Below are 17926 nucleotides of genomic sequence, written 5' to 3' on the forward strand. Positions count from 1 at the left end.
CGATGCCGTGACTCGAGCGCAGCGGGGGCGCTGCGCGGGCAGTCCGGTGGGGCTCTGGTCAGGAGGAAAGTCAGGCGGTGGCGCGGATCACGTTGACCGCCTGCAGACCTTTGGGACCTTCTTTGATCTCAAATTCAACGGTCTCGTCCTCGAACAGACGACGGCGCCCCTCCCCGTTGATCTGCGAATAGTGAACGAAGACGTCGGGGCCAGTCTCTTGCTTGATGAAGCCCCAACCCTTCTCGTCGTTGAACCACTTTACCTTGCCAACTGCCATATTTCCTCCACTTCAGAGCTCGTCGATACCCGAGGCGCGCAGGCTGGCAGTCGGGAGGTGACCACGGGTGCGGTCCCTGATTCCGATGCGGGCTTGGCTGCATGCAGCAAACCCCCCTCGTAGACAGATCCAGCTTGCGCAGGGCGGCTGCCCAGCCGCTGGTTGATGTGAATGCGCGGCGACTTCGACGATTCTCCCCGGTCCGAGCGGGCGCCAACGTAAACGGCTCGATGCGCCAAGGTCAAGCAGCGATGACGGTTCGGCCGGCGCTTACGCGAGGCAGTACCGCTTCACCGGCAGTCTCCGGTTGCAGCAGCCGCCCATGAGAATTTCGCGTCGTACAGCGGCTCCTGACGGCGAGTACACGATCACGCGCGGTGACCGCGCGCCGTAGGGTGCGAAGCAGAGTTCGCGCAACCGTCAAGATTTGCGCTCTTATCGAAGAGCCTTGTCCTTCGGCCCGCGCAGGGCGTCGTGCTCCGTGAGGGCTTCGCCATGTCACGCAGCGAGCCTCGCACGTCGGCCGGCGATCTCCTGGCCTGCGCCACGATGGCGCGGCGACGCGGGCGCGCTCCTCGCGCCCTGCGCGTCGGGGGATCGGGGGAGCCGAGCGACGCAGCGCGCGCCGGGCGCTTGCCGAGCGCAGGCCAGGCGTTTGCCGAGCTTTTGCCAAGAACATCGTTCGAGCGCCGCAGCGGAGCAGGCGACCTGCTCGGAGGACATCACTCGCCTGGCGGCACTGGCTCAGCCTGTTCGCCGACCTGCCCCGTGCGCGCGCAGGCGCGACAGCTCGGCGGATCGATCCCCGGCCCGGCATCGCGCGCTCGACCTGCACCGCGCCGCGTGTGCTCACGGGGCGCAGGCGGCGCAGTCTCGGGCTCGAGCCTGCTCGCCGCCCGGGAGCAGGAATCGAAGGCATCTCGTTGACATGTCTGTTCGAGCTTGCTCGTATGGCGTGGCGAGGGCATCGGGTCTCACCTCCGCCCTGGCCCCGCGAGGCGACGAGATGTTCTCGGTGATCATCAGCGAGAAGGGGGGCGCGGAGCGCCGCGAAACCTTCGACCGGACAGAGATCAACGTCGGCCGCGTGCAGGGCAACGACCTGATGCTGCCGAAGGGCAACGTGTCGAAGCGGCACGCTCGGCTGCTCTTCCGCGACGGGCGCTTCATCGTCACCGATCTCAAGAGCACGAACGGCACGTACGTCAACGGCCGGAAGATCGCTCAGGCGACGATCGTTCGCGAGGGCGACAAGATCTACATCGGCGACTTCGTGCTGCGGATCGAGACGGCGGCGGCCGGGACGGCCCCGCCAGACAGCACGGCGCCTCCGCGCGTGCCGGAAGAGATGTCCGGCGAGCCGGGACCTCTGCCCGATCGCGGGCCGCCGCCGTCCGCCGAAAAGGGCCTGCACCGGTCGGCGCCGCTGCCGCTGATCAACGAGAGGGGCGAGCCGTCGCGCACCAGCCAGGGCGTGATCAGCCACTTCCCTCTCGAGAACGATCCGGACGAGTCGGTCGACGCGGCCGCGGCCATCCCCGTCCCCGGTCCGCCGCGCATCCCCTCGCCTCGCCCGCCCCTCTCTCCGGGCTCGCACGGCGGCGCGTCCGTCCCGCCGCTGCCGGCGCACCCGGCGATGCCCAACGCCTCGCCGGCGCGCGACGGCCGCGCCGTCAACGCCGCCATCCCGCCCCCCCAGGCGCCGCGCCCGTACGCGACCGCGACCCCGCTGCCGGCACAGAGCGCAACGAGCACCGCCACGGTGTCGCCACCCGGCGCCGCGAACGTCGCCGTCCACCCCAGCGTCGTCCCGATCCCGAGCCGGCGAGCCATCCCGCCCGTTTCGGATCGGGTCGACCGGGGACAGGGCGACTCGGCGCAGGCCGTAGCGCACCGCCGGGCGCTCGGGCGCCTCATGGAGCGGCTCGCCGACGTGGTCGACCTCACGCCGCTCGACAGCGGCGCGCCGCCGGACAGCGCGCTCGCCCAGCGCATCGCGCAGGCGATCGCCGCGGGCGCGGAGGCGCTGCGCGCGGCGGGCGAGCTCCCCCCCGAGGTCGACGTCGAGGCGCTCCTGGCCGACGCGCAGCGGGAGCTCCTCACGCTCGGTCCGCTCGATCGCTTGCTCGAAGATGCCGATGTGAGCGAGATCCAGGTGTTCCGCTACGACCACGTGATCGCGATGCACGGGCGCCGGCGCGTCATCGCGGAGGTCGGGTTCAGCAGCGAGCGCGCGGTCGGCCGGGCCATCCGCCGGCTCTGCGTGACGGCCGGCCAGCCGATCGAGGCGGGCGCGAGCTTTGTCGAGCGGACGCTGCCGAAGGGGCGCCGGCTGTTCGCCGTGCTGCCGCCGGCCGCGACCTCCACCCTGGTGATCCGGAAGCCGCAGCGCCCCGACGTCACGCTGGACGACCTGGTGCGCAACGGGACCATCTCGCGCGCGATGGCCGGGTTGCTCGCGCAGTGCGTGCTTGGTCGCGGCAACCTCCTCGTCACCGGGACGCGGGACGCCGGGACGGGCTGGCTGCTCGGCGCGCTCGCTGCCGCGGCGCAGCCGGACGACCGGATCGTGGTGCTCCAGGAGGAGGACGAGCTGGCCCTCGATCAGCCGAACACGCTGTCCATCGCGGTCGGCGCCACGACGGACGAACGCACCCGGGCCGTGCGGGCGGCCGTACGCATCCGGCCAGAGCGGGTCGTGGTGAGCTCGTTCTCGGGCCACGTCGCGGCCGAAATCGTGGATGCCATCGGCGGCGGCATGGACGGCGTGCTCGCGGCCTCCCGGGCGCCGACGCTGCGACAGGCCGTGACGAGGCTCCCCGCCGACATCGCCGCGACCCGCCCCGGGATCACGCCGGAGACGGCGCGCGAGTGGCTGGCCTCGTCCTTCGACCTCGCGATCGAGATCGCGCTGCTCCGCGACGGCCGCCACCGTGTTCTCCGCATCGCGGAGCTCGCGGTGGAGGGCGGGCAGATCGCCATTCGCGACGTCTTCACGTTCGTGGTCGAGCGGACGGCCGCCGGCGGCGCGCTCGAGGGGACATTTCACCCCTCCGGGCTGGTGCCGGACATCGTGGAAGATCTTCAGTCCCGCGGGCTCAGCGTCGATACGTCGACCTCGTTCCGACGAAATCGCTAGCGGCTGGCCGCGCGATGGGTGACCAGCGTGGCTAGCGTGGCCAGCGCGAGGCACGCGCAACCCGCGAGACGAGAGCGTCTTGACGGGCGCCAGCTAGGAACGGAGGTTATGATGCTCAGTAGCCATGGCCATCCGCACCATCCTCCACTATCCCGACCCGCGCCTGCGCCAGAAGGCACAGCCGGTCGGGGACATCACGCCCGAAATCACGAAGCTTATCGACGACATGGCCGAGACCATGTACGCGGCGCCTGGCGTCGGCCTTGCAGCCACGCAGATCGGGGAGCCACACCGCGTCTTCCTCGTTGACATCGCCGCGGACAACGAGCCGAGCAACCTCCTCGTGTTCATCAACCCGGAGATCGTGCGCCAAGAGGGGCAGCTGACCGGCCCCGAAGGGTGCCTCTCGTTCCCTGGCATCAGCGAGGACATCAAGCGGGCCGAGCGCGTCACTGTCCGCGCCCGCGGGCGCGACGGCGCGACATTCGAGATCGCCGCCGACGGCCTGCTCGCCGTGGCCATCCAGCATGAGCTCGATCACCTCGACGGCGTGCTGATGATCGACCGGATGGGCACGCTCAAGAAGCGCATCGTCCAGCGCAAGATGCAGAAGCGCGGCGCAGAAGCCGCGAACTGACCGGCCCGGGCGCCCCGCTCAGCTGCGCGCCGGGAAGGCGAGAGGGCCGCTGACGTACGCGTCGCGGCCGCAGAGCTCCCAGCGCGGATCGACGATCCGGGGCGCGTCGCCTGGCGTGTCCGGGCCCGCCCAGTCGACCGCGCCCGGTCGGCCGCGCGGGCCAAGCAGGATCGGGGCGACGAAGGCGTGCAGCTCGTCGGGCAGGCGCGACGCGAGCAGGCTGCCGGCCAGCTCCGCGCCTCCTTCGACCAGGATGGAGACGATCCCCTGCGAGGCGCAAAGGCGCATCGCGGCGGTCACGTCGACCCGGCCCTCCGCCGAGGTTGGCGCGCGCAGGACGACGCAGCCAGCGTCGACGAGCACCTGCTCCGCCTCCTCGGGCGCGTCCGCGCCCGTGAGCACCCAGGTCGGCACCTCCCGCGCCGTCTGGGCGAGGCGCGTGTGGAGCGGCAGCCGGAGCCGCGTATCGAAGACGAGCCGGATGGGGCTCCGCCCCCCGGGCGCGAGCGCAGGCTCGCGCAAGGTGAGCCGAGGGTCGTCGGCGAGCGCCGTGCCGATCCCGATCGCCACCGCGTCGTGGCGCGAGCGGAGCTCCTGGACCTTGGCGCGCGCCTCTGGGCCGGTGACCCACTTCGAGGCGCCTGTGCGGGTCGCGATGCGACCGTCCAGCGACAGCGCGAGCTTGAGCGCGATGTGGGGGATGCCCGTCGTGATGAACTTGGTCCAGGGCGCGATCAGCGCGCGAGCCTCGGCGCCGGCGACGCCGAGCTCCACGGCGAGCCCTGCGTCGCTGAGCCGCTGCGCCCCGCCGCCGACCACCGAAGGGTTCGGATCGGGAGTGCCAACGACGACCCGCTTGATTCCGGCGCTCAGCACCGCGTCCACGCAGGGCGGCGTACGCCCCTCGTGGTTGCAGGGCTCCAGCGTCACGTAGAGCGTCCCTCCGCGCGCCGCGTCGCCGGCGGCCGTGAGCGCCAGCCCTTCCGCGTGCTCCTCGCCCGCGCGCGCGTGGTGCGCGACGGCGACGACCTCCCCCGCGGCGTTCACCACCACCGCGCCGACCGGGGGGTTCGGCGACGGCATCGCCTTGTGCGCCTCCTCGATGGCGAGGCGCATCATCGCGGCGTCGAGCTCGGGATCTGGGCTAGGGGGCTTCGCAGACATCGAAGTGCCGGATCTACTAGGGCGCCTTGGCCTTCACAAGCTTGCCAAGCTCGACCATGAACTGGTCAATGTCCCGAAAGGAACGATAAACGCTTGCGAACCGGACATAGGCGACCTCATCGAGGGTACGCAGGTGGTTCATCACCCGCTCGCCCAGCTCGGTCGACAAGATCTCCCGCCGCTCGGACTCCTGCGCCTCGCGCTCGATCGCGTCGGCGATGGCCTCGATCTGGTCGGTGGACACGGGCCGCTTGTTGCACGCGATCCGGAGCCCACGCACGAGCTTCTGTCGGTCGAACGACTCGCGCCGACCGTCCTTCTTGACGACGGTGGGCAGGATGTCCTCGACACGCTCGTACGTCGTGAACCGGCGCTCGCACGAGGCGCACTCGCGCCGACGCCGGATCACCTCACCCGCGCCGCCAGCGCGGGAGTCGATGACCCGGTCCTCGAGATGGCCGCAAAATGGGCACTTCATCGAGCCATCCAGCGCGGCGCGCGATCAGCCGTCGAACTGGGAGAACACGAGCGACACGTTGGTGCCACCGAAGCCAAACGAGTTCGACATCACATGCTTCAAGCGGCGCTCGCGAGAGGTGAACGGGACGTAGTCGAGGGTGCACTCGGGGTCGGGATCGTCCAGGTTGAGCGTCGGCGGCACCGCGCCGTGGCGCAGCGCGAGGGCGCAGACCGCCGCCTCGACCCCACCTGCGCCCCCGAGCAGGTGGCCCATCGCGGACTTCGTCGAGCTCACCCAGAGGCGCTTTGACGCCGCGTGTTCGCCGAACGTCTTGAGGATCGCCCGGGTCTCCTCGATGTCCCCCTGCGGGGTCGAGGTCCCGTGAGCGTTGATGTAGTCGATCGCGTCCGGCGCGAGCTTGGCGTCGTCCAGCGCCATCTTCATCGCTCGCTGCGCTCCAGCGCCGTCAGGCGCCGGCTTCGTGATGTGGTACGCGTCGCACGAGGCGCCGTACCCGACGACCTCTGCGTAGATCTTCGCGCCGCGCTTCTTCGCGTGGGAGAGCGACTCGAGCAGCAGCGACCCGGCGCCCTCGGAGCAGACGAAGCCGTCGCGCCCTTTGTCCCAGGGGCGGCTCGCCCGCTGCGGCTCGTCGTTGCGCCTCGAGAGGGCGAACATCGCGCAGAAGCCGCCGATGCCGAGGCCGGTGATCGTCGCCTCCGCGCCGCCCGTGACCATGATGTGCGAGCGACCTCGGCGGATCCACTCGAACGCCTCGCCGAGCGAGTGCGCGCTCGACGAGCACGCGCTCGTGTTGCAGTAGCTCGCGCCCCGCAGGTCGAGCGACAGCGCCACCTGCCCTGCGGCGAGGTTGGCGATGACCGTCGGGATGAAGTAGGGGCTGACCTTGTGGGGCCCCTTCTCGTGCAGCGTGATCGAGTGCTGGAACAGGTACTCGAGGCCCCCGAGGCCAACACCGATGAACGTGCCGCACTGATCGCGGTCCTCGTCGGTGAGCTCGATCCCCGCGTCCTGCATGCACATCTGCGATGCAGCGATGGAGAGCTGGGCGAAGCGGCCCATCTCCTTCACCTTCTTCTTGGGGATGTACTCCTCGGGCACGAAGCCCTTCACCTCGCCGGCGAAGCGCGTAGGAAACGTGCTCGCGTCGAAGAGGGTGATGGGTGCGATACCAGACTGACCAGCCAGCAAAGATTGCCAGGTAGCCTGCGTCCCGAGGCCATTGGGCGTGACGAGCCCGATACCGGTGATGACAACGCGTTCCATGGCTCTTCTTGCCCTAGCGCCACCACAGAGGCGGGAGTGCGTGCATCGGCGAAGAGCAGACCCTTCGCTGGCTCACGCGCCAACCCACCTCCATGGTGACGCCGCGTCCGGTAGGGCGGTGGGGACGCTACTTCTTGTCCTTGGCATTCCTTTCGATGTAGTCAATCGCGTCCTGGACAGTCCGGATCTTCTCCGTGTCCTCGTCCGGAATGTCGATCTCGAACGCCTCCTCAAACGCGAGGACAAGCTCCACCAGGCCCAGCGAATCGGCGCCCAGATCGTCGATGAAACTCGCCTCAGGCTTGATGTCCTTCTCGTCGACGTCGAGCTGTTCCTTGATGATCCGCTTTACTTCGGCCGTGATGTCGCGACCTTCAGCCATGGTATTCCTCCCGGGAAAACGGAACCCCTAGTAGCCCATCGCCATCAGCGTTGCACCATCGAATTACCTGCGACCGCTTTTTTCGTGTGCGCCTGGTTTGCCGCTGTGCGTGACGCCTGGCAGCCGGGGTCCTCAAGCCAGCGCTCTCACACGTACATCCCGCCGTTGACGCGCAGCGTCTCGCCCGTCACGTAGCTCGCCTCGTCGGAGCATAGGAATGCGATCGCCGCGGCGACCTCCTCTGCTCGGCCCGTGCGCCCGAGCGGGACCATCTTCGTGAGCCCGTCTTTCATCTCCGCGCTGATCGTCGTCGTCATGTCGGTGTCGATGAACCCGGGCGCCACGGCGTTGACCGTGATGCCGCGCCCCGCATACTCGCGGGCGAGCGACTTCGTCACGCCGAGCAGGGCCGCCTTCGTGGCGGCATACGCCGCCTGGCCAACGTTGCCCATCTCCGCCACAACACTGGAGAGGAAGACGATGCGGCCCGTGCGCGCGCGCATCATGACCTTGGTGGCGGCGCGCGCGGACGCGATCGAGCCCTTCACGTTCACGGCGAAGAGGCGATCGAGGTCTTCCTCCTTGATCCGCAGGAGCAGTCCGTCGATCGCAATCCCCGCATTCGCGACGAGGATGTCGAGCCGGCCAAGGCGCTTCGCCGCCTCGGCGATGGCGGCCTCGGTCGCCGGCAGGTCCGCGACGTCGAAGCCGAGCGCCTCGGCCTTCCCGCCGCGCGCGGTGATCGCTTCGACGACCGCGCGCGCCTCGGCTTCTCCGCGCACGTAGTTGACGACCACGTGCGCTCCCTGCGCCGCGAGCGCCTCCGACGCGGCACGCCCGATCCCCCGCGATCCACCCGTGACGATCGCAACTTTGCCCGTAAGGTCGAACATCGATGCCTATGCCTCCGAAAGGAACGCGCTCACGCGCTCAATCCCCGCCATGTCGCTCACGCTGAGCACCTTGATCTGCTTCGTGATCCGCTTCACCAACCCGGCGAGCACCTTGCCAGGGCCGATCTCGAGGGCGTGCGTAACGCCGTCCTCTGCCATGCGCTCGATCGTCCGCATCCACTGCACGGTGCCATCGATCTGGCGCAGGAGGAGCGGCCGCACCCGCTCCGGGTCGGCGTTCGGCGTGGCGTCGATGTTCGCGATCACGGGGAAGGCGAGCGGCATCAGCTGCGTGCGCTCGAGCTCGGGACGCAAGCGTTCGGCCGCGGGGCGCATCAACGCGCAGTGGAAGGGCGCGCTCACCTTGAGCGGGATGGCCTTGCCGCCGCGGGCGACGGCGAGCTCGCCCGCGCGCGCGACCGCGCCGGCGTGCCCGGCGATCACGATCTGCCCCGGCCCGTTGTAGTTCGCCGGCGCGACCACCTCGCCTTGCGCCGCCTCGGCGCAGATCGCGAGCACCACCTCCTGGTCGAGCGCGATGAGCGCCGCCATGGCCCCCTCGCCCGCCGGTACGGCCTCCTGCATGGCGCTTCCGCGGATCCGGCAGAGCCTCACCGCGTCCTCGATCTCCAGCGCGCCGGCGGCGACCAGCGCGCTGTACTCGCCGAGCGAGTGGCCGGCCGCGTACAGCGGCGGCTCGAGGTTGGGCAGGTGCTCGATGAGGGCCGCGGCCACGGCGCAGCTCGTCGCGACGATGGCGGGCTGGGTGTTGCTCGTCTGCGTCAGCGCCTCCATCGGCCCCTCGAAGCAAAGCCGCGAGATCGGCTCGCCGAGCGCCGCGTCCGCTCGCGCGAACGCGCCGCGCGCGGCCGCCGAGACCTCCGCTAGCGCCTTGCCCATCCCCACCTCTTGCGCCCCTTGCCCTGGAAACAGCCAAGCGATTTTCACGTTTGCCCTCAATTCCAAGCCAGGGAGGCGGACGTCGTCCGTCCCCCGAACCACGTCATGCAGCCGGCGCGCGCGAGACTACCTCAGGCCGGATCGCGCGGCGAGCTCAAGCGGGCGCGCAGACCTCGACCCCAACGCAGGCACACGCGCATGGCCCGCTCACATCCGGATGACGGACGCGCCCCAGGAGATGCCAGCGCCGAGCGCGCAGAACAGGACGTTTTGCCCCGGTTTGATGCGCCCGTCGCGCACCGCCTCATCGAGGGCGATGGGGATCGATGCGCTCGACGTGTTGCCGTACTCCTCGATATTGAGCACGAACCTCTCCAGAGGGAGGCTGAGCCGCGCGGCGACCTGGCTGATGATCCGCAGGTTCGCCTGATGGGCGACGACCCAGTCCAGGTCACCGGCCGCCATCCCTGCCGTGTCGAGCGCGATCAGCGAGGCGCTGGAGAGGTTCTTCACGGCGACCTTGAAGATATCCTGCCCCACCATGTGGACCTTGTTGCGGCTCTGCTCGATGCCCTCGGGCGTCAGCGGCTCGGCCGTGCCACCGCCCGGGATGACCAGCGAGTTCGCGAGCGTGCCGTCGCTGAAGATCCGTGTCGAGATGATGCCCCTGCCGTCGCCCGACGCAGGCCCGAGCACGACCGCGCCCGCGCCGTCACCGAACAGGACGCACGTGGTGCGATCCTTCCAGTTCAGGATGCGCGAGAGCAGCTCGACGCCGATCACGAGGACGTGCCGGGCCACACCGTTCGCAATGAACTGATCGGCGATCGTGAGGCCGTAGACGAAGCCGGCGCAGGCCGCCGAGATGTCGAACGCGGGGATCTCCTGAGCGCCGAGCTTCTCCTGCACGTACACGGCGCAGGAGGGCATCGGGGTGTCGCCGCTGATCGTCCCGACGATGATCATGTCGAGGTCGGCCGCCGAGAGCCCGGCGGCGTCCAGCGCAGAGCGGCCAGCCGCGGCGGCCATGTCGCTCGTGAGCTCTCCCTCGGCAGCGACATGACGCCGACGAATCCCCGTTCGCTCGCTGATCCAGCTGTCGGAGGTGTCGACGATCTTCTCGAGATCGGTGTTGTGCAGGACTCGGGCGGGCGCGTAGCTGCCCGTCCCGAGGATGCGGCTCCTCGGCTGCGTGGAGCTCATGCGGTGGCCCCTCGCGCATCCGCGCGAGCCGGCGCCGCGCCCAGGTGCGCGGGCGCAGCGTTCGCGCGCGCCGGCGCACCCGCGCCCGTCATGAGGCCGCGGTCGCCTTGGTCGCCTTCGCCTTGCGCCCGTTGTAGTGCCCGCAGGCGCCACAGGCGCGGTGCGGGAGCCGGGCTTCCCCGCAGTTCTCGCAAGAAACGAGCTGGACGGGGGTCACCTTGTCGTGGTTGGCGCGCCGCATGTCGCGCTTGCTGGGGGTGGTTTTCCTCTTGGGGACGGCCACGGAACTACTCCTTCTTGGTCTTCTTCTTCGGTGTCCCGGCCTTGGCCGGGGGGGTCGATGCAGGTTGCGCGCGCCTGTCAGAGCCGCTGGGCTTCTGTCCAAGCTTCTCTCGGAGCGCGCTGAGCGGCGCGAGCCGCGGGTCGAGGCCTGGAGCGGCCTCATCCTCCTCCGCCGCCCCGCGGACGAGGGCCGAGGAGCCGCCTTCGCGGTCCTCTCGGGACGCGGCAGGACCGATACCCGGGCAAGCCTCCGAGCACAAGGGGAAGTTCGGCATCTCGAGGAGAATGGCCTCGCGGATGAACGGGTCGAGCTCGACCGTTTCTCCATCGTACGTGTCGACGTCGGCCTCGTCCGCCGTGAACTCGTACTCCGGCTCCTTGACCTTGCTGGCCCCCGGCTTCGCCGCGCCGTTGCGGGCGGCGTCGTCCCGCCGGTGGCCGTGGCCGTGGCCGTCCGCCTTCGGGGCAGGACGCAAGAGGAGCGAGAGCTCTGCGTCAATGTCCAGCGCGGCAGGCGCAAGGCACCGCGCGCAGGGCGTGGCGACGGCCGCCTTGACGCGGCCGCGCACGACGATCTCGTTCCCCGTCCGTGAGAGGCGGGCCGAGAGGTGGCCTGGCGCGCGCCCGGTGACGTCGGCGTCAGCGAGCGCCGCGTTCATCCAGTCGAGCGGAAGCGGCATGTCCAGCGAAATACCGGAGATGTCGATGTCGTTGGCAGAGACGGCAAACTGGGACATGGGTTCCGGACCAGTGAAAGCGGAGCGTTTAGCGCGGGGTGCGTTGGCTCGCAAGAACGACCCGCAGCCGCCGTCACATCAGGCCGCATGGTAGCGTCGCCCGCGCATGGACCGTAGCGCCACGCCCGAGGCCCGCGCCGCGGGCGCCGCCGATCGGCGGCCGGAACCTTCAGGGGAAGCACGGCGCGCAGGCCGCCGCGCAGCGGTCGCGATCGCCCTCTACGCGCTCGTGACGCTCGCGTACGCCGCGAGCTCCTCCCGCGAGATCTTCGCGGCCCACACGCCCTACAACCACTACGCGCTGCTCGCGGAGGCGTGGCTCCACGGCCGCCTCGATCTCGGCGGACCGCCGCCGGCGCACGCGGGTGGCAACGACTTCGCCGAGTTCGGCGACCGCTACTACGTCAGCTTCCCCCCCTTCCCCGCCGTCCTCATCGCGCCGCTCGTCAAGCTCGCCGGCAGCGCAGAGCGCGTGCGCGACGGGCAGTTCTTCCTGGCGTTCGCCGGCATCGGGCCGGCTGTCCTCTTCCTCGCGCTGGAGAAGCTCTCTGCCTCGCGCTGCAGCCACCGCACGCAGGCCGAGAACGTCGCGCTCTCGCTGCTCTTCGCGCTCGGGAGCGTCTACTGGTTCAGCGCGGTGCAAGGGACGGTGTGGTTCGCGGCGCACGTCGTCGGCGTCGCGCTGGCGTGCGTCTATCTCTACTGCGCGCTCGAAGCCGCCCATCCGCTCGCGGCGGGCCTCGCCCTGGGCCTCGGCTTCGCGACCCGCACGCCGCTCGGCTTCGCCCTGCCGCTGTTCCTGTTCGAGGCGCTCCGCGTGGACCGCTCGGACCCGCGAGCCCTCTTGCGCCGGCTCGCCCTGTTCGCCGCGCCGGCGGCGCTCGTGCTCTCGGCGCTGCTCTGGCACAACCACGCGCGCTTCGGCGACGCGGTCGAGTTCGGCCACCAGTATCTCCACATCGCGTGGCGCGCGCGGATCGAGAAGTGGGGGCTCTTCTCGTACCACTACCTGCCGCGCAACCTCGCGGTGGTGCTCACCGGCCTGCCGTACACCCACGTGCAGGGCGCCCCCTTCCAGATCAACGCTCACGGGCTGGCGCTCTGGGTGACCACGCCGATCTACGCGTGGGCCCTCTGGCCCCGACGCACGCCGCCCCCGTTCTGGGCGCTCGCCGCCACGGTATCCGCTGTCGCGCTGCCGAGCCTCCTCTACCAGAACACCGGCTGGCTCCAGTTCGGCTACCGCTTCTCCAACGATTTCGCCCCGTTTCTCTTCGCCATGATCGCCGTCTCCGGCCGCCGCTTCAGCGCGCCGTTCTACGCCCTCGGCGCGGCCGCGATCGCCGTCAACGGGTTCGGCGCGCTCACGTTCCAGCGCGCGGGCTACGAGCGGTTCTACTTCGTCGAGCGCACCCAGCGGGTCCTGCACCAGCCCGACTGAGGCCGCCCGCGCCTCCGCGCCGCTGCCGCGACGCCGCGCCGAGGACGCTCCTCCTCCTCAGCACGGCCGGAGGGGGCGCGCTCCCTCGGGCGCGCGGGCGATCCAGCGGGCGGCGCACGCGGGCCTTGGGTGCAAGGCGCTCGCCGTGCTAGCCCTCGCCGCGCCATGGAAGCTCTGCTCGACCCGGCCGCCATCGGGCGCGGCCTGCGACGCATCGCGCTCCAGATCGCCGAGCGCGGCCGCGGCGTGGAAGATCTGGCGCTCATCGGGATCCGACGGGGCGGTGAGCCGCTGGCCAAGCGGCTGGCCGCGCTGCTCCTCGAGATCGAGGGGCACGCGCCGCCGGTCGGCGCCGTCGACATCACGCTCTACCGCGACGACGCCGCGACCGCCCTGCCGAACCCGCGCATCGGCCCAAGCCACATCTCCTTCCCCGTCGACGGCCGGCGCATCGTGCTGATCGACGACGTGATCTACACCGGGCGCACCATCCGCGCGGCGCTCGACGCGGTGCTCGACTACGGGCGACCGCAGCGGATCGAGCTCGTCGCGCTCGTCGATCGCGGCGGCAGGGAATTGCCGATTCACCCCGACTACGTCGTCCGCGCGGTCGAGCTCGCCCCCGGGCAGCGCATCGACGTCGTGGAGCGCGCGGGCGAGCTCTGGGCTCTCGTCACCGCCGCCGGCACAAAGCTCTCGGAGCCCCCCCCGCCACCGGAAGGAACGTAAGCCAGCGCATGAGGAGGATCTACCCGCACCGACACCTGCTCGGCATCGAGGGGCTCTCGCGTACCGAGATCGTGGCCCTCCTGGACGCCGCCGAGTCGCTCTTCGACGTCTCCCGGCGGAGCGTGCGCAAGGTGCCCACGCTCCGCGGCAAGACGGTCGTGAACCTCTTCTACGAGCCCTCGACGCGCACGCGGACGTCGTTCGAGCTCGCGGGCAAGCGGCTCAGCGCGGACGTCATCAACATCAGCGTCTCCACCTCGAGCGCCGTCAAGGGGGAGTCGCTGCTCGACACGGTGCAGAACCTCCAGGCGATGCAGCCGGACGTGCTGGTCATCCGGCACGCCGCGTCGGGCGCCCCGCACCACGTCGCCGCGCACACGCGCGCCGCGGTCGTCAACGCGGGGGACGGCACGCACGAGCACCCGACGCAGGCGCTGCTCGACGCGTTCACCATCCGGCGCGCCAAGGGCCGACTCGAAGGGCTGGAGGTCGCCATCTGCGGCGACATCGTCCACAGCCGCGTCGCCCGCTCGAACGCGCACCTGCTCACGACGATGGGCGCGCGGGTCCGCTTCGCCGGCCCGCGCACGCTCCTGCCGATCGCGGGCGAGTCGCTCGGCGCGACCGTCTACGATCGGATCGAGCCCGCCCTCGAGGGGGCCGACGTGGTGATGATGCTGCGCGTGCAGCGCGAGCGGCTGAGCGGCAGCTTCCTGCCCAGCACGCGCGAGTACAGCCGCACGTTCGGGCTGAACCCCGCCCGGCTCGCGCTCGCCAAGCCAGACGCCATCGTGATGCACCCGGGGCCGATGAACCGCGGCGTGGAGATCGATCCGCGCGTCGCCGACGGCGCACAGAGCGTCATCCTCGACCAGGTCGAGGCGGGCGTCGCGGTCAGGATGGCCGTGCTCTGGATCCTGGCCGCAGAGGCCAACGAGTTCTCCGCCACCGGCGAGCCGCGGCCAGCACCCTGACGACCGCCCCGGCCGTCGCGCGGAGCAGGCGGGGCAGACGGACGCCCTCGCCCATGGATCCCACGGAACCATGGAAGACGCAGCCCCCGCGCGCGGCTCCCCCCGGCATACGCCCGCTCGCAGCGAACAGGGTTCCCTGTTGCGTCTCGTTTTAATAGGCTGGTCCATCTTTTTGAAAGGGTGGAGCCAACCATGTTTTCGCGAGACGTCCTCAGGATCGATGCCCCGGCAGTAGCGCAAGAGATCGAGCAGGCCATCCGGGATCAGGTGTTCGGTACGCTGCGGCGGCGCGGGGCCGTGGTCGGGATCTCGGGCGGGATCGACAGCTCCGTCGTCTCGACGCTGTGCGTCCGCGCGCTCGGCAAGGACAAGGTGCTGGGCATCTTCATGCCCGAGCGCGACACCTCCGATGACGCGCTCCGCCTCGGCAAGTTGCTCGCCGAGGGGCTCGGCATCGAGGCGGTCATCGAGAACATCAAGCCCGCGTTGACCGGCCTCCGCTGCTACGAGCGCCAGGACGAGGCGATCCGGATGGTCTACCCGGACTACAACGAGAGCTGGAAGTTCAAGATCACGCTTCCCTCGATCCTCGAGAGCGACAGGCTGAACGTCTCGCAGCTGACCGCGCAGCCGCCCGGCGAGGAGCCGCGCGTGAAGCGGATCCCCCTGAACGCGTACCTGCAGCTCGTCGCCGCGACGAACTTCAAGCAGCGCATCCGCAAGATGATGGAGTACTACCACGCGGACAGGCTCAATTACGCCGTCGCCGGCACGCCGAACCTGCTCGAGTACGATCAGGGCTTCTTCGTCAAGCAAGGCGACGGCGCCGCGGACTTCAAGCCGATCGCGCACCTGTACAAGAGCCAGGTCTACGCGCTCGCCGAGTACATCGGCGTCCCTGCCGATATCCGCAGGCGCGCGCCGACGACGGACACGTTCTCGATGCCGCAGGGGCAGGACGAGTTCTACTTCGCGCTGCCCTACGACAAGATGGACCTCTGCCTGTACGCCTACAACAACAACGTCCCGGCCGCGGACGCGGCGGCCGCCGTCGGCATCACGCCGCAGCAGGTCGAGCGCGTGTTCAAGGACATCGAAGCGAAGCGCCGGGTAGCGCAGTACCTCCACGCGCAGCCGCTGCTCGTCCGCGATCAGGGCCACGCCTGACGAGCCGCGCCGTCGGACCGCTCACGCCGCTGTCAACGGCATTCTCAGCTTGGTACGCCGTTCCCCGGTCGTGAAACCCGCCGGAAACAGCGCGGAGCCTCGCGGACATTCACTCACGTTGACGACGGTGATGGACGGCCTCACAGCGAGATCGTCAGTCGCCAATCTCACCTCAGCGGCGTGCCCTGGCAGCGGCCTTCGTTCGTGAGCGGCACGGGGCATGCCGCTCACGAACGAACGCGAACGCGGCGAACGCGGCGAACACGCGAACGATGAACCGCAACCGCAGCTTGCGTCCTGCCTCGATCCGCGCGCTGGCCGTCGCTCCGCGGAGTGTTCTCGACAGGAAAGCCGGGGGGGTGATAGACGTGGAGACTACCTCCATGAGCACTTCCAACATCGAATCGACGATTCGCAACTTCCTGGTCACCTCGTTCGGATACCGGGGCGCTACCGCCGATCTCGGGTCCGAGGTCGCTTTGCTCGATCAAGGGATCCTGGACTCGACGGCCGTCCTCGAGATCGTTCAGTTCCTCGAGCAGGACCTCGGCATTCAGGTCGCCGACGAGGAGATGGTGCCGGAGAATTTCGGCTCGATCGCCAGGCTCGTCACCTACGTGAGCGGGAAGAAGAACAGCAACTAGCCCGAACCCTGGGGGGCGCATGAGCACGCAGCACACCGCTCGTCGCGATCCGCGCTCGGATCGCTTCCTCATCGACTCCGCGCTGCGATCGTTCGCCGCCTCGCGCTCCGACCACATCGCGCTGGTCTGCGAGGGACGGCGGATCACCTACCGGGAGCTCGACGCGCTCGCCGATCGCTGCGCCGCCCTGTTCCGCGAGGCGGGCGTGCAGCGCGGCGATCGCGTCATGGTCGCGCTCGACAACGGCGTGGACGCGGTCGTCGCGTATTACGGCGCGCTCCGGGCCGACGGGGTGCCGTCTCTGCTCGGCACCGCGATGCGACCGCGGCGCCTCGGCCAGGTGATGGAGCTCGCCGGCCCCCGCGTGTTCGTGGCGGCGCGCGGCATGCGCGAGGGCCTCGCCGCCGTGGCCGAGCTCCCGCCCGGCGCGAGGCCGGCGGCGACATTCCTGAGCGGCGCGGCTCCCCCGGCCGCGGCCGGGCCCCCTCCCGACGGGCGCGACTTCCAGGAGGCCCTGGCCGGCGCGCCCGTCGAGCCCCCTGCGCGCCGCGCGATCGAGCTCGATCTGGCGACGCTCTGCTGGACGAGCGGCAGCACCGGCGAGTCGAAGGGGGTCATGCTGACGCACCAGAACCTCCGCAACAGCACCGCGGCCATCGGCGCGTACCTCGAGCACACGGCGGACGACGTGATCCTCTGCGTGCTGCCCCTGTCGCACACCTACGGGCTCTTCCAGCTGCTCGTGACCCACGCGTTCGGCGGGACCGTCGTGCTCGAGAAGGGCTTCTCCATGCCGTGGCCCATCGTCCAGCGGATGGCCGAGGAGCGGGCGACCGGCTTCGCAGGCGTGCCGACGATCTTCGCGTCGATGCTCTCGCTCAAGAACTTCGCGAAGGCCGATCTCTCGGCGCTCCGGTACATGACGAACGCCGCGTACGGGCTCCCGGCGCCGCAGCTCCTGCGCCTCCGCGAGCTCCTGCCCAACGTCTCCTTCTTCGCGATGTACGGCCAGACCGAGTGCACGCGCGTCTGCTACCTGCCGCCCTCCCTGGCGCTCGAGCGGCCGTCCTCCGTGGGCATCGCGATGCCGAACGAGGAGCTCTGGATCGAGCGAGAGGACGGCACGCACGCGGAGCCGGGCGAGGTGGGCGAGCTCGTCGTTCGCGGGCCAAACGTGATGCGCGGCTACTGGAGGAACCCCGACGCGACCGCCCGCGCGCTCCGGCCGGGGCCGCTCCCGGGCGAGGTCGTGCTGCACACCGGCGACCTCTTCAAGATGGACGAGGACCGGTACCTCTACTTCGTCGCGCGCAAGGACGACATCATCAAGACCCGCGGCGAGAAGGTGAGTCCCCTCGAGGTCGAGTCGGTGATCTGCAAGGTCCCGGGCGTCGTCGAGGCGGCGGTGGTCGGCGTGCCCGATCAGGTGCTCGGGGTCGCGGTGAAGGCCGCCGTGGTGAAGGCCCCCGACGCAGCGGTGACCGCCGACGACGTCCGCAAGAAGGTGCGGTCCGAGCTCGACGAGGTCGCCGTGCCCAAGTTCGTCGAGTTCATGGATTCGCTCCCCAAGACGGCGAGCGGCAAAGTCAAGAAGAGCGAGCTCATCTGAT

The 17926-nt window shown here is 70.1% G+C and carries 18 protein-coding genes; 8 read left to right on the forward strand and 10 right to left on the reverse strand.

Annotated features, from left to right (window positions below; all coding sequences use genetic code 11):
• Positions 1–70: 70 nt before the first annotated feature.
• Entirely contained in the window at positions 71–277 is a 207-nt protein-coding gene (locus WME79_RS21480; protein WP_012236438.1) for a cold-shock protein, read from the reverse strand.
• A gap of 928 nt (positions 278–1205) precedes the next feature.
• Here WME79_RS21480 and WME79_RS21485 point away from each other — a divergent pair.
• Together WME79_RS21485 and def are read left to right on the forward strand one after the other, a co-directional pair.
• On the forward strand, positions 1206–3416 hold the full coding sequence (locus WME79_RS21485; protein ID WP_437538505.1) for an ATPase, T2SS/T4P/T4SS family: 2211 nt from the start codon (positions 1206–1208) through the stop codon (positions 3414–3416).
• A 124-nt stretch (positions 3417–3540) separates the two neighbouring features.
• Positions 3541–4053, forward strand: coding sequence for a peptide deformylase (def, locus tag WME79_RS21490; RefSeq protein WP_437538506.1), 513 nt, complete (start codon positions 3541–3543; stop codon positions 4051–4053).
• Between the two features lie 18 nt (positions 4054–4071).
• Here def and ribD read toward each other — a convergent pair whose 3' ends face one another.
• From ribD to WME79_RS21535, 9 genes are all read right to left on the reverse strand, one after another.
• Entirely contained in the window at positions 4072–5217 is a 1146-nt protein-coding gene (gene ribD, locus WME79_RS21495; RefSeq protein ID WP_437538507.1) for a bifunctional diaminohydroxyphosphoribosylaminopyrimidine deaminase/5-amino-6-(5-phosphoribosylamino)uracil reductase RibD, read from the reverse strand.
• 16 nt (positions 5218–5233) lie between these two features.
• Positions 5234–5695, reverse strand: coding sequence for a transcriptional regulator NrdR (gene nrdR, locus WME79_RS21500; RefSeq protein WP_012236442.1), 462 nt, complete (start codon positions 5693–5695; stop codon positions 5234–5236).
• A 24-nt stretch (positions 5696–5719) separates the two neighbouring features.
• Positions 5720–6964 (reverse strand): beta-ketoacyl-ACP synthase II, encoded by a 1245-nt coding sequence (gene fabF, locus WME79_RS21505; protein WP_437538508.1) that lies wholly within the window; start codon positions 6962–6964, stop codon positions 5720–5722.
• A gap of 127 nt (positions 6965–7091) precedes the next feature.
• Positions 7092–7346: an acyl carrier protein gene (gene acpP / locus WME79_RS21510; protein WP_012236444.1), complete on the reverse strand. Its 255-nt coding sequence runs from the start codon at positions 7344–7346 to the stop codon at positions 7092–7094.
• A gap of 146 nt (positions 7347–7492) precedes the next feature.
• Positions 7493–8239 (reverse strand): 3-oxoacyl-ACP reductase family protein, encoded by a 747-nt coding sequence (locus WME79_RS21515; RefSeq protein WP_437538509.1) that lies wholly within the window; start codon positions 8237–8239, stop codon positions 7493–7495.
• Positions 8240–8245: 6 nt separating this feature from the next.
• Positions 8246–9187 (reverse strand): ACP S-malonyltransferase, encoded by a 942-nt coding sequence (gene fabD, locus WME79_RS21520; RefSeq protein WP_437538510.1) that lies wholly within the window; start codon positions 9185–9187, stop codon positions 8246–8248.
• A 159-nt stretch (positions 9188–9346) separates the two neighbouring features.
• Positions 9347–10342 carry a beta-ketoacyl-ACP synthase III gene (locus WME79_RS21525; protein ID WP_437538511.1) on the reverse strand — a complete coding sequence of 332 codons (996 nt, stop codon included), beginning with the start codon at positions 10340–10342 and terminating at the stop codon, positions 9347–9349.
• A gap of 88 nt (positions 10343–10430) precedes the next feature.
• Entirely contained in the window at positions 10431–10625 is a 195-nt protein-coding gene (gene rpmF, locus WME79_RS21530; protein WP_012236448.1) for a 50S ribosomal protein L32, read from the reverse strand.
• Positions 10626–10629: 4 nt separating this feature from the next.
• Positions 10630–11361, reverse strand: a complete 732-nt coding sequence (locus WME79_RS21535) for a YceD family protein (RefSeq protein ID WP_437538512.1) — start codon at positions 11359–11361, stop codon at positions 10630–10632.
• Between the two features lie 106 nt (positions 11362–11467).
• Between WME79_RS21535 and WME79_RS21540 the strand changes: the two genes are divergently transcribed.
• The 6 genes from WME79_RS21540 to WME79_RS21565 all read left to right on the forward strand — a co-directional run bounded on the left by WME79_RS21540 (position 11468) and on the right by WME79_RS21565 (position 17925).
• On the forward strand, positions 11468–12802 hold the full coding sequence (locus WME79_RS21540) for a hypothetical protein (RefSeq protein WP_437538513.1): 1335 nt from the start codon (positions 11468–11470) through the stop codon (positions 12800–12802).
• 165 nt (positions 12803–12967) lie between these two features.
• Positions 12968–13531: a bifunctional pyr operon transcriptional regulator/uracil phosphoribosyltransferase PyrR gene (gene pyrR, locus WME79_RS21545; protein WP_437538514.1), complete on the forward strand. Its 564-nt coding sequence runs from the start codon at positions 12968–12970 to the stop codon at positions 13529–13531.
• A gap of 8 nt (positions 13532–13539) precedes the next feature.
• Positions 13540–14505 carry an aspartate carbamoyltransferase catalytic subunit gene (locus WME79_RS21550; RefSeq protein ID WP_272099608.1) on the forward strand — a complete coding sequence of 322 codons (966 nt, stop codon included), beginning with the start codon at positions 13540–13542 and terminating at the stop codon, positions 14503–14505.
• A 192-nt stretch (positions 14506–14697) separates the two neighbouring features.
• Positions 14698–15672 carry an NAD(+) synthase gene (gene nadE / locus WME79_RS21555; RefSeq protein ID WP_272099610.1) on the forward strand — a complete coding sequence of 325 codons (975 nt, stop codon included), beginning with the start codon at positions 14698–14700 and terminating at the stop codon, positions 15670–15672.
• Between the two features lie 383 nt (positions 15673–16055).
• Positions 16056–16316 (forward strand): acyl carrier protein, encoded by a 261-nt coding sequence (locus tag WME79_RS21560; RefSeq protein WP_437330509.1) that lies wholly within the window; start codon positions 16056–16058, stop codon positions 16314–16316.
• Positions 16317–16335: 19 nt separating this feature from the next.
• Complete coding sequence (locus WME79_RS21565; RefSeq protein ID WP_437538515.1) at positions 16336–17925, forward strand: class I adenylate-forming enzyme family protein; 1590 nt, start codon at positions 16336–16338, stop codon at positions 17923–17925.
• Position 17926 lies beyond the last annotated feature (1 nt).

It is taken from the genome of Sorangium sp. So ce726, from assembly GCF_051521405.1.
In the GTDB taxonomy this organism is placed as follows: domain Bacteria; phylum Myxococcota_A; class Polyangia; order Polyangiales; family Polyangiaceae; genus Sorangium.

Excerpts from the sequence above, each read along its gene's own strand:
- WME79_RS21540 (WP_437538513.1), top strand. The coding sequence starts at position 11,468 with ATGGACCGTAGCGCCACGCCCGAGGCCCGCGCCGCGGGCGCCGCCGAT.
- WME79_RS21560 (WP_437330509.1), top strand. The coding sequence starts at position 16,056 with ATGAGCACTTCCAACATCGAATCGACGATTCGCAACTTCCTGGTCACC.
- WME79_RS21480 (WP_012236438.1), bottom strand. The coding sequence starts at position 277 with ATGGCAGTTGGCAAGGTAAAGTGGTTCAACGACGAGAAGGGTTGGGGC.
- WME79_RS21525 (WP_437538511.1), bottom strand. The coding sequence starts at position 10,342 with ATGAGCTCCACGCAGCCGAGGAGCCGCATCCTCGGGACGGGCAGCTAC.
- WME79_RS21485 (WP_437538505.1), top strand. The coding sequence starts at position 1,206 with ATGTCTGTTCGAGCTTGCTCGTATGGCGTGGCGAGGGCATCGGGTCTC.
- def (WP_437538506.1), top strand. The coding sequence starts at position 3,541 with ATGGCCATCCGCACCATCCTCCACTATCCCGACCCGCGCCTGCGCCAG.
- ribD (WP_437538507.1), bottom strand. The coding sequence starts at position 5,217 with ATGTCTGCGAAGCCCCCTAGCCCAGATCCCGAGCTCGACGCCGCGATG.
- WME79_RS21550 (WP_272099608.1), top strand. The coding sequence starts at position 13,540 with ATGAGGAGGATCTACCCGCACCGACACCTGCTCGGCATCGAGGGGCTC.
- WME79_RS21535 (WP_437538512.1), bottom strand. The coding sequence starts at position 11,361 with ATGTCCCAGTTTGCCGTCTCTGCCAACGACATCGACATCTCCGGTATT.
- fabF (WP_437538508.1), bottom strand. The coding sequence starts at position 6,964 with ATGGAACGCGTTGTCATCACCGGTATCGGGCTCGTCACGCCCAATGGC.
- WME79_RS21565 (WP_437538515.1), top strand. The coding sequence starts at position 16,336 with ATGAGCACGCAGCACACCGCTCGTCGCGATCCGCGCTCGGATCGCTTC.
- WME79_RS21515 (WP_437538509.1), bottom strand. The coding sequence starts at position 8,239 with ATGTTCGACCTTACGGGCAAAGTTGCGATCGTCACGGGTGGATCGCGG.
- nadE (WP_272099610.1), top strand. The coding sequence starts at position 14,698 with ATGTTTTCGCGAGACGTCCTCAGGATCGATGCCCCGGCAGTAGCGCAA.
- acpP (WP_012236444.1), bottom strand. The coding sequence starts at position 7,346 with ATGGCTGAAGGTCGCGACATCACGGCCGAAGTAAAGCGGATCATCAAG.
- nrdR (WP_012236442.1), bottom strand. The coding sequence starts at position 5,695 with ATGAAGTGCCCATTTTGCGGCCATCTCGAGGACCGGGTCATCGACTCC.
- pyrR (WP_437538514.1), top strand. The coding sequence starts at position 12,968 with ATGGAAGCTCTGCTCGACCCGGCCGCCATCGGGCGCGGCCTGCGACGC.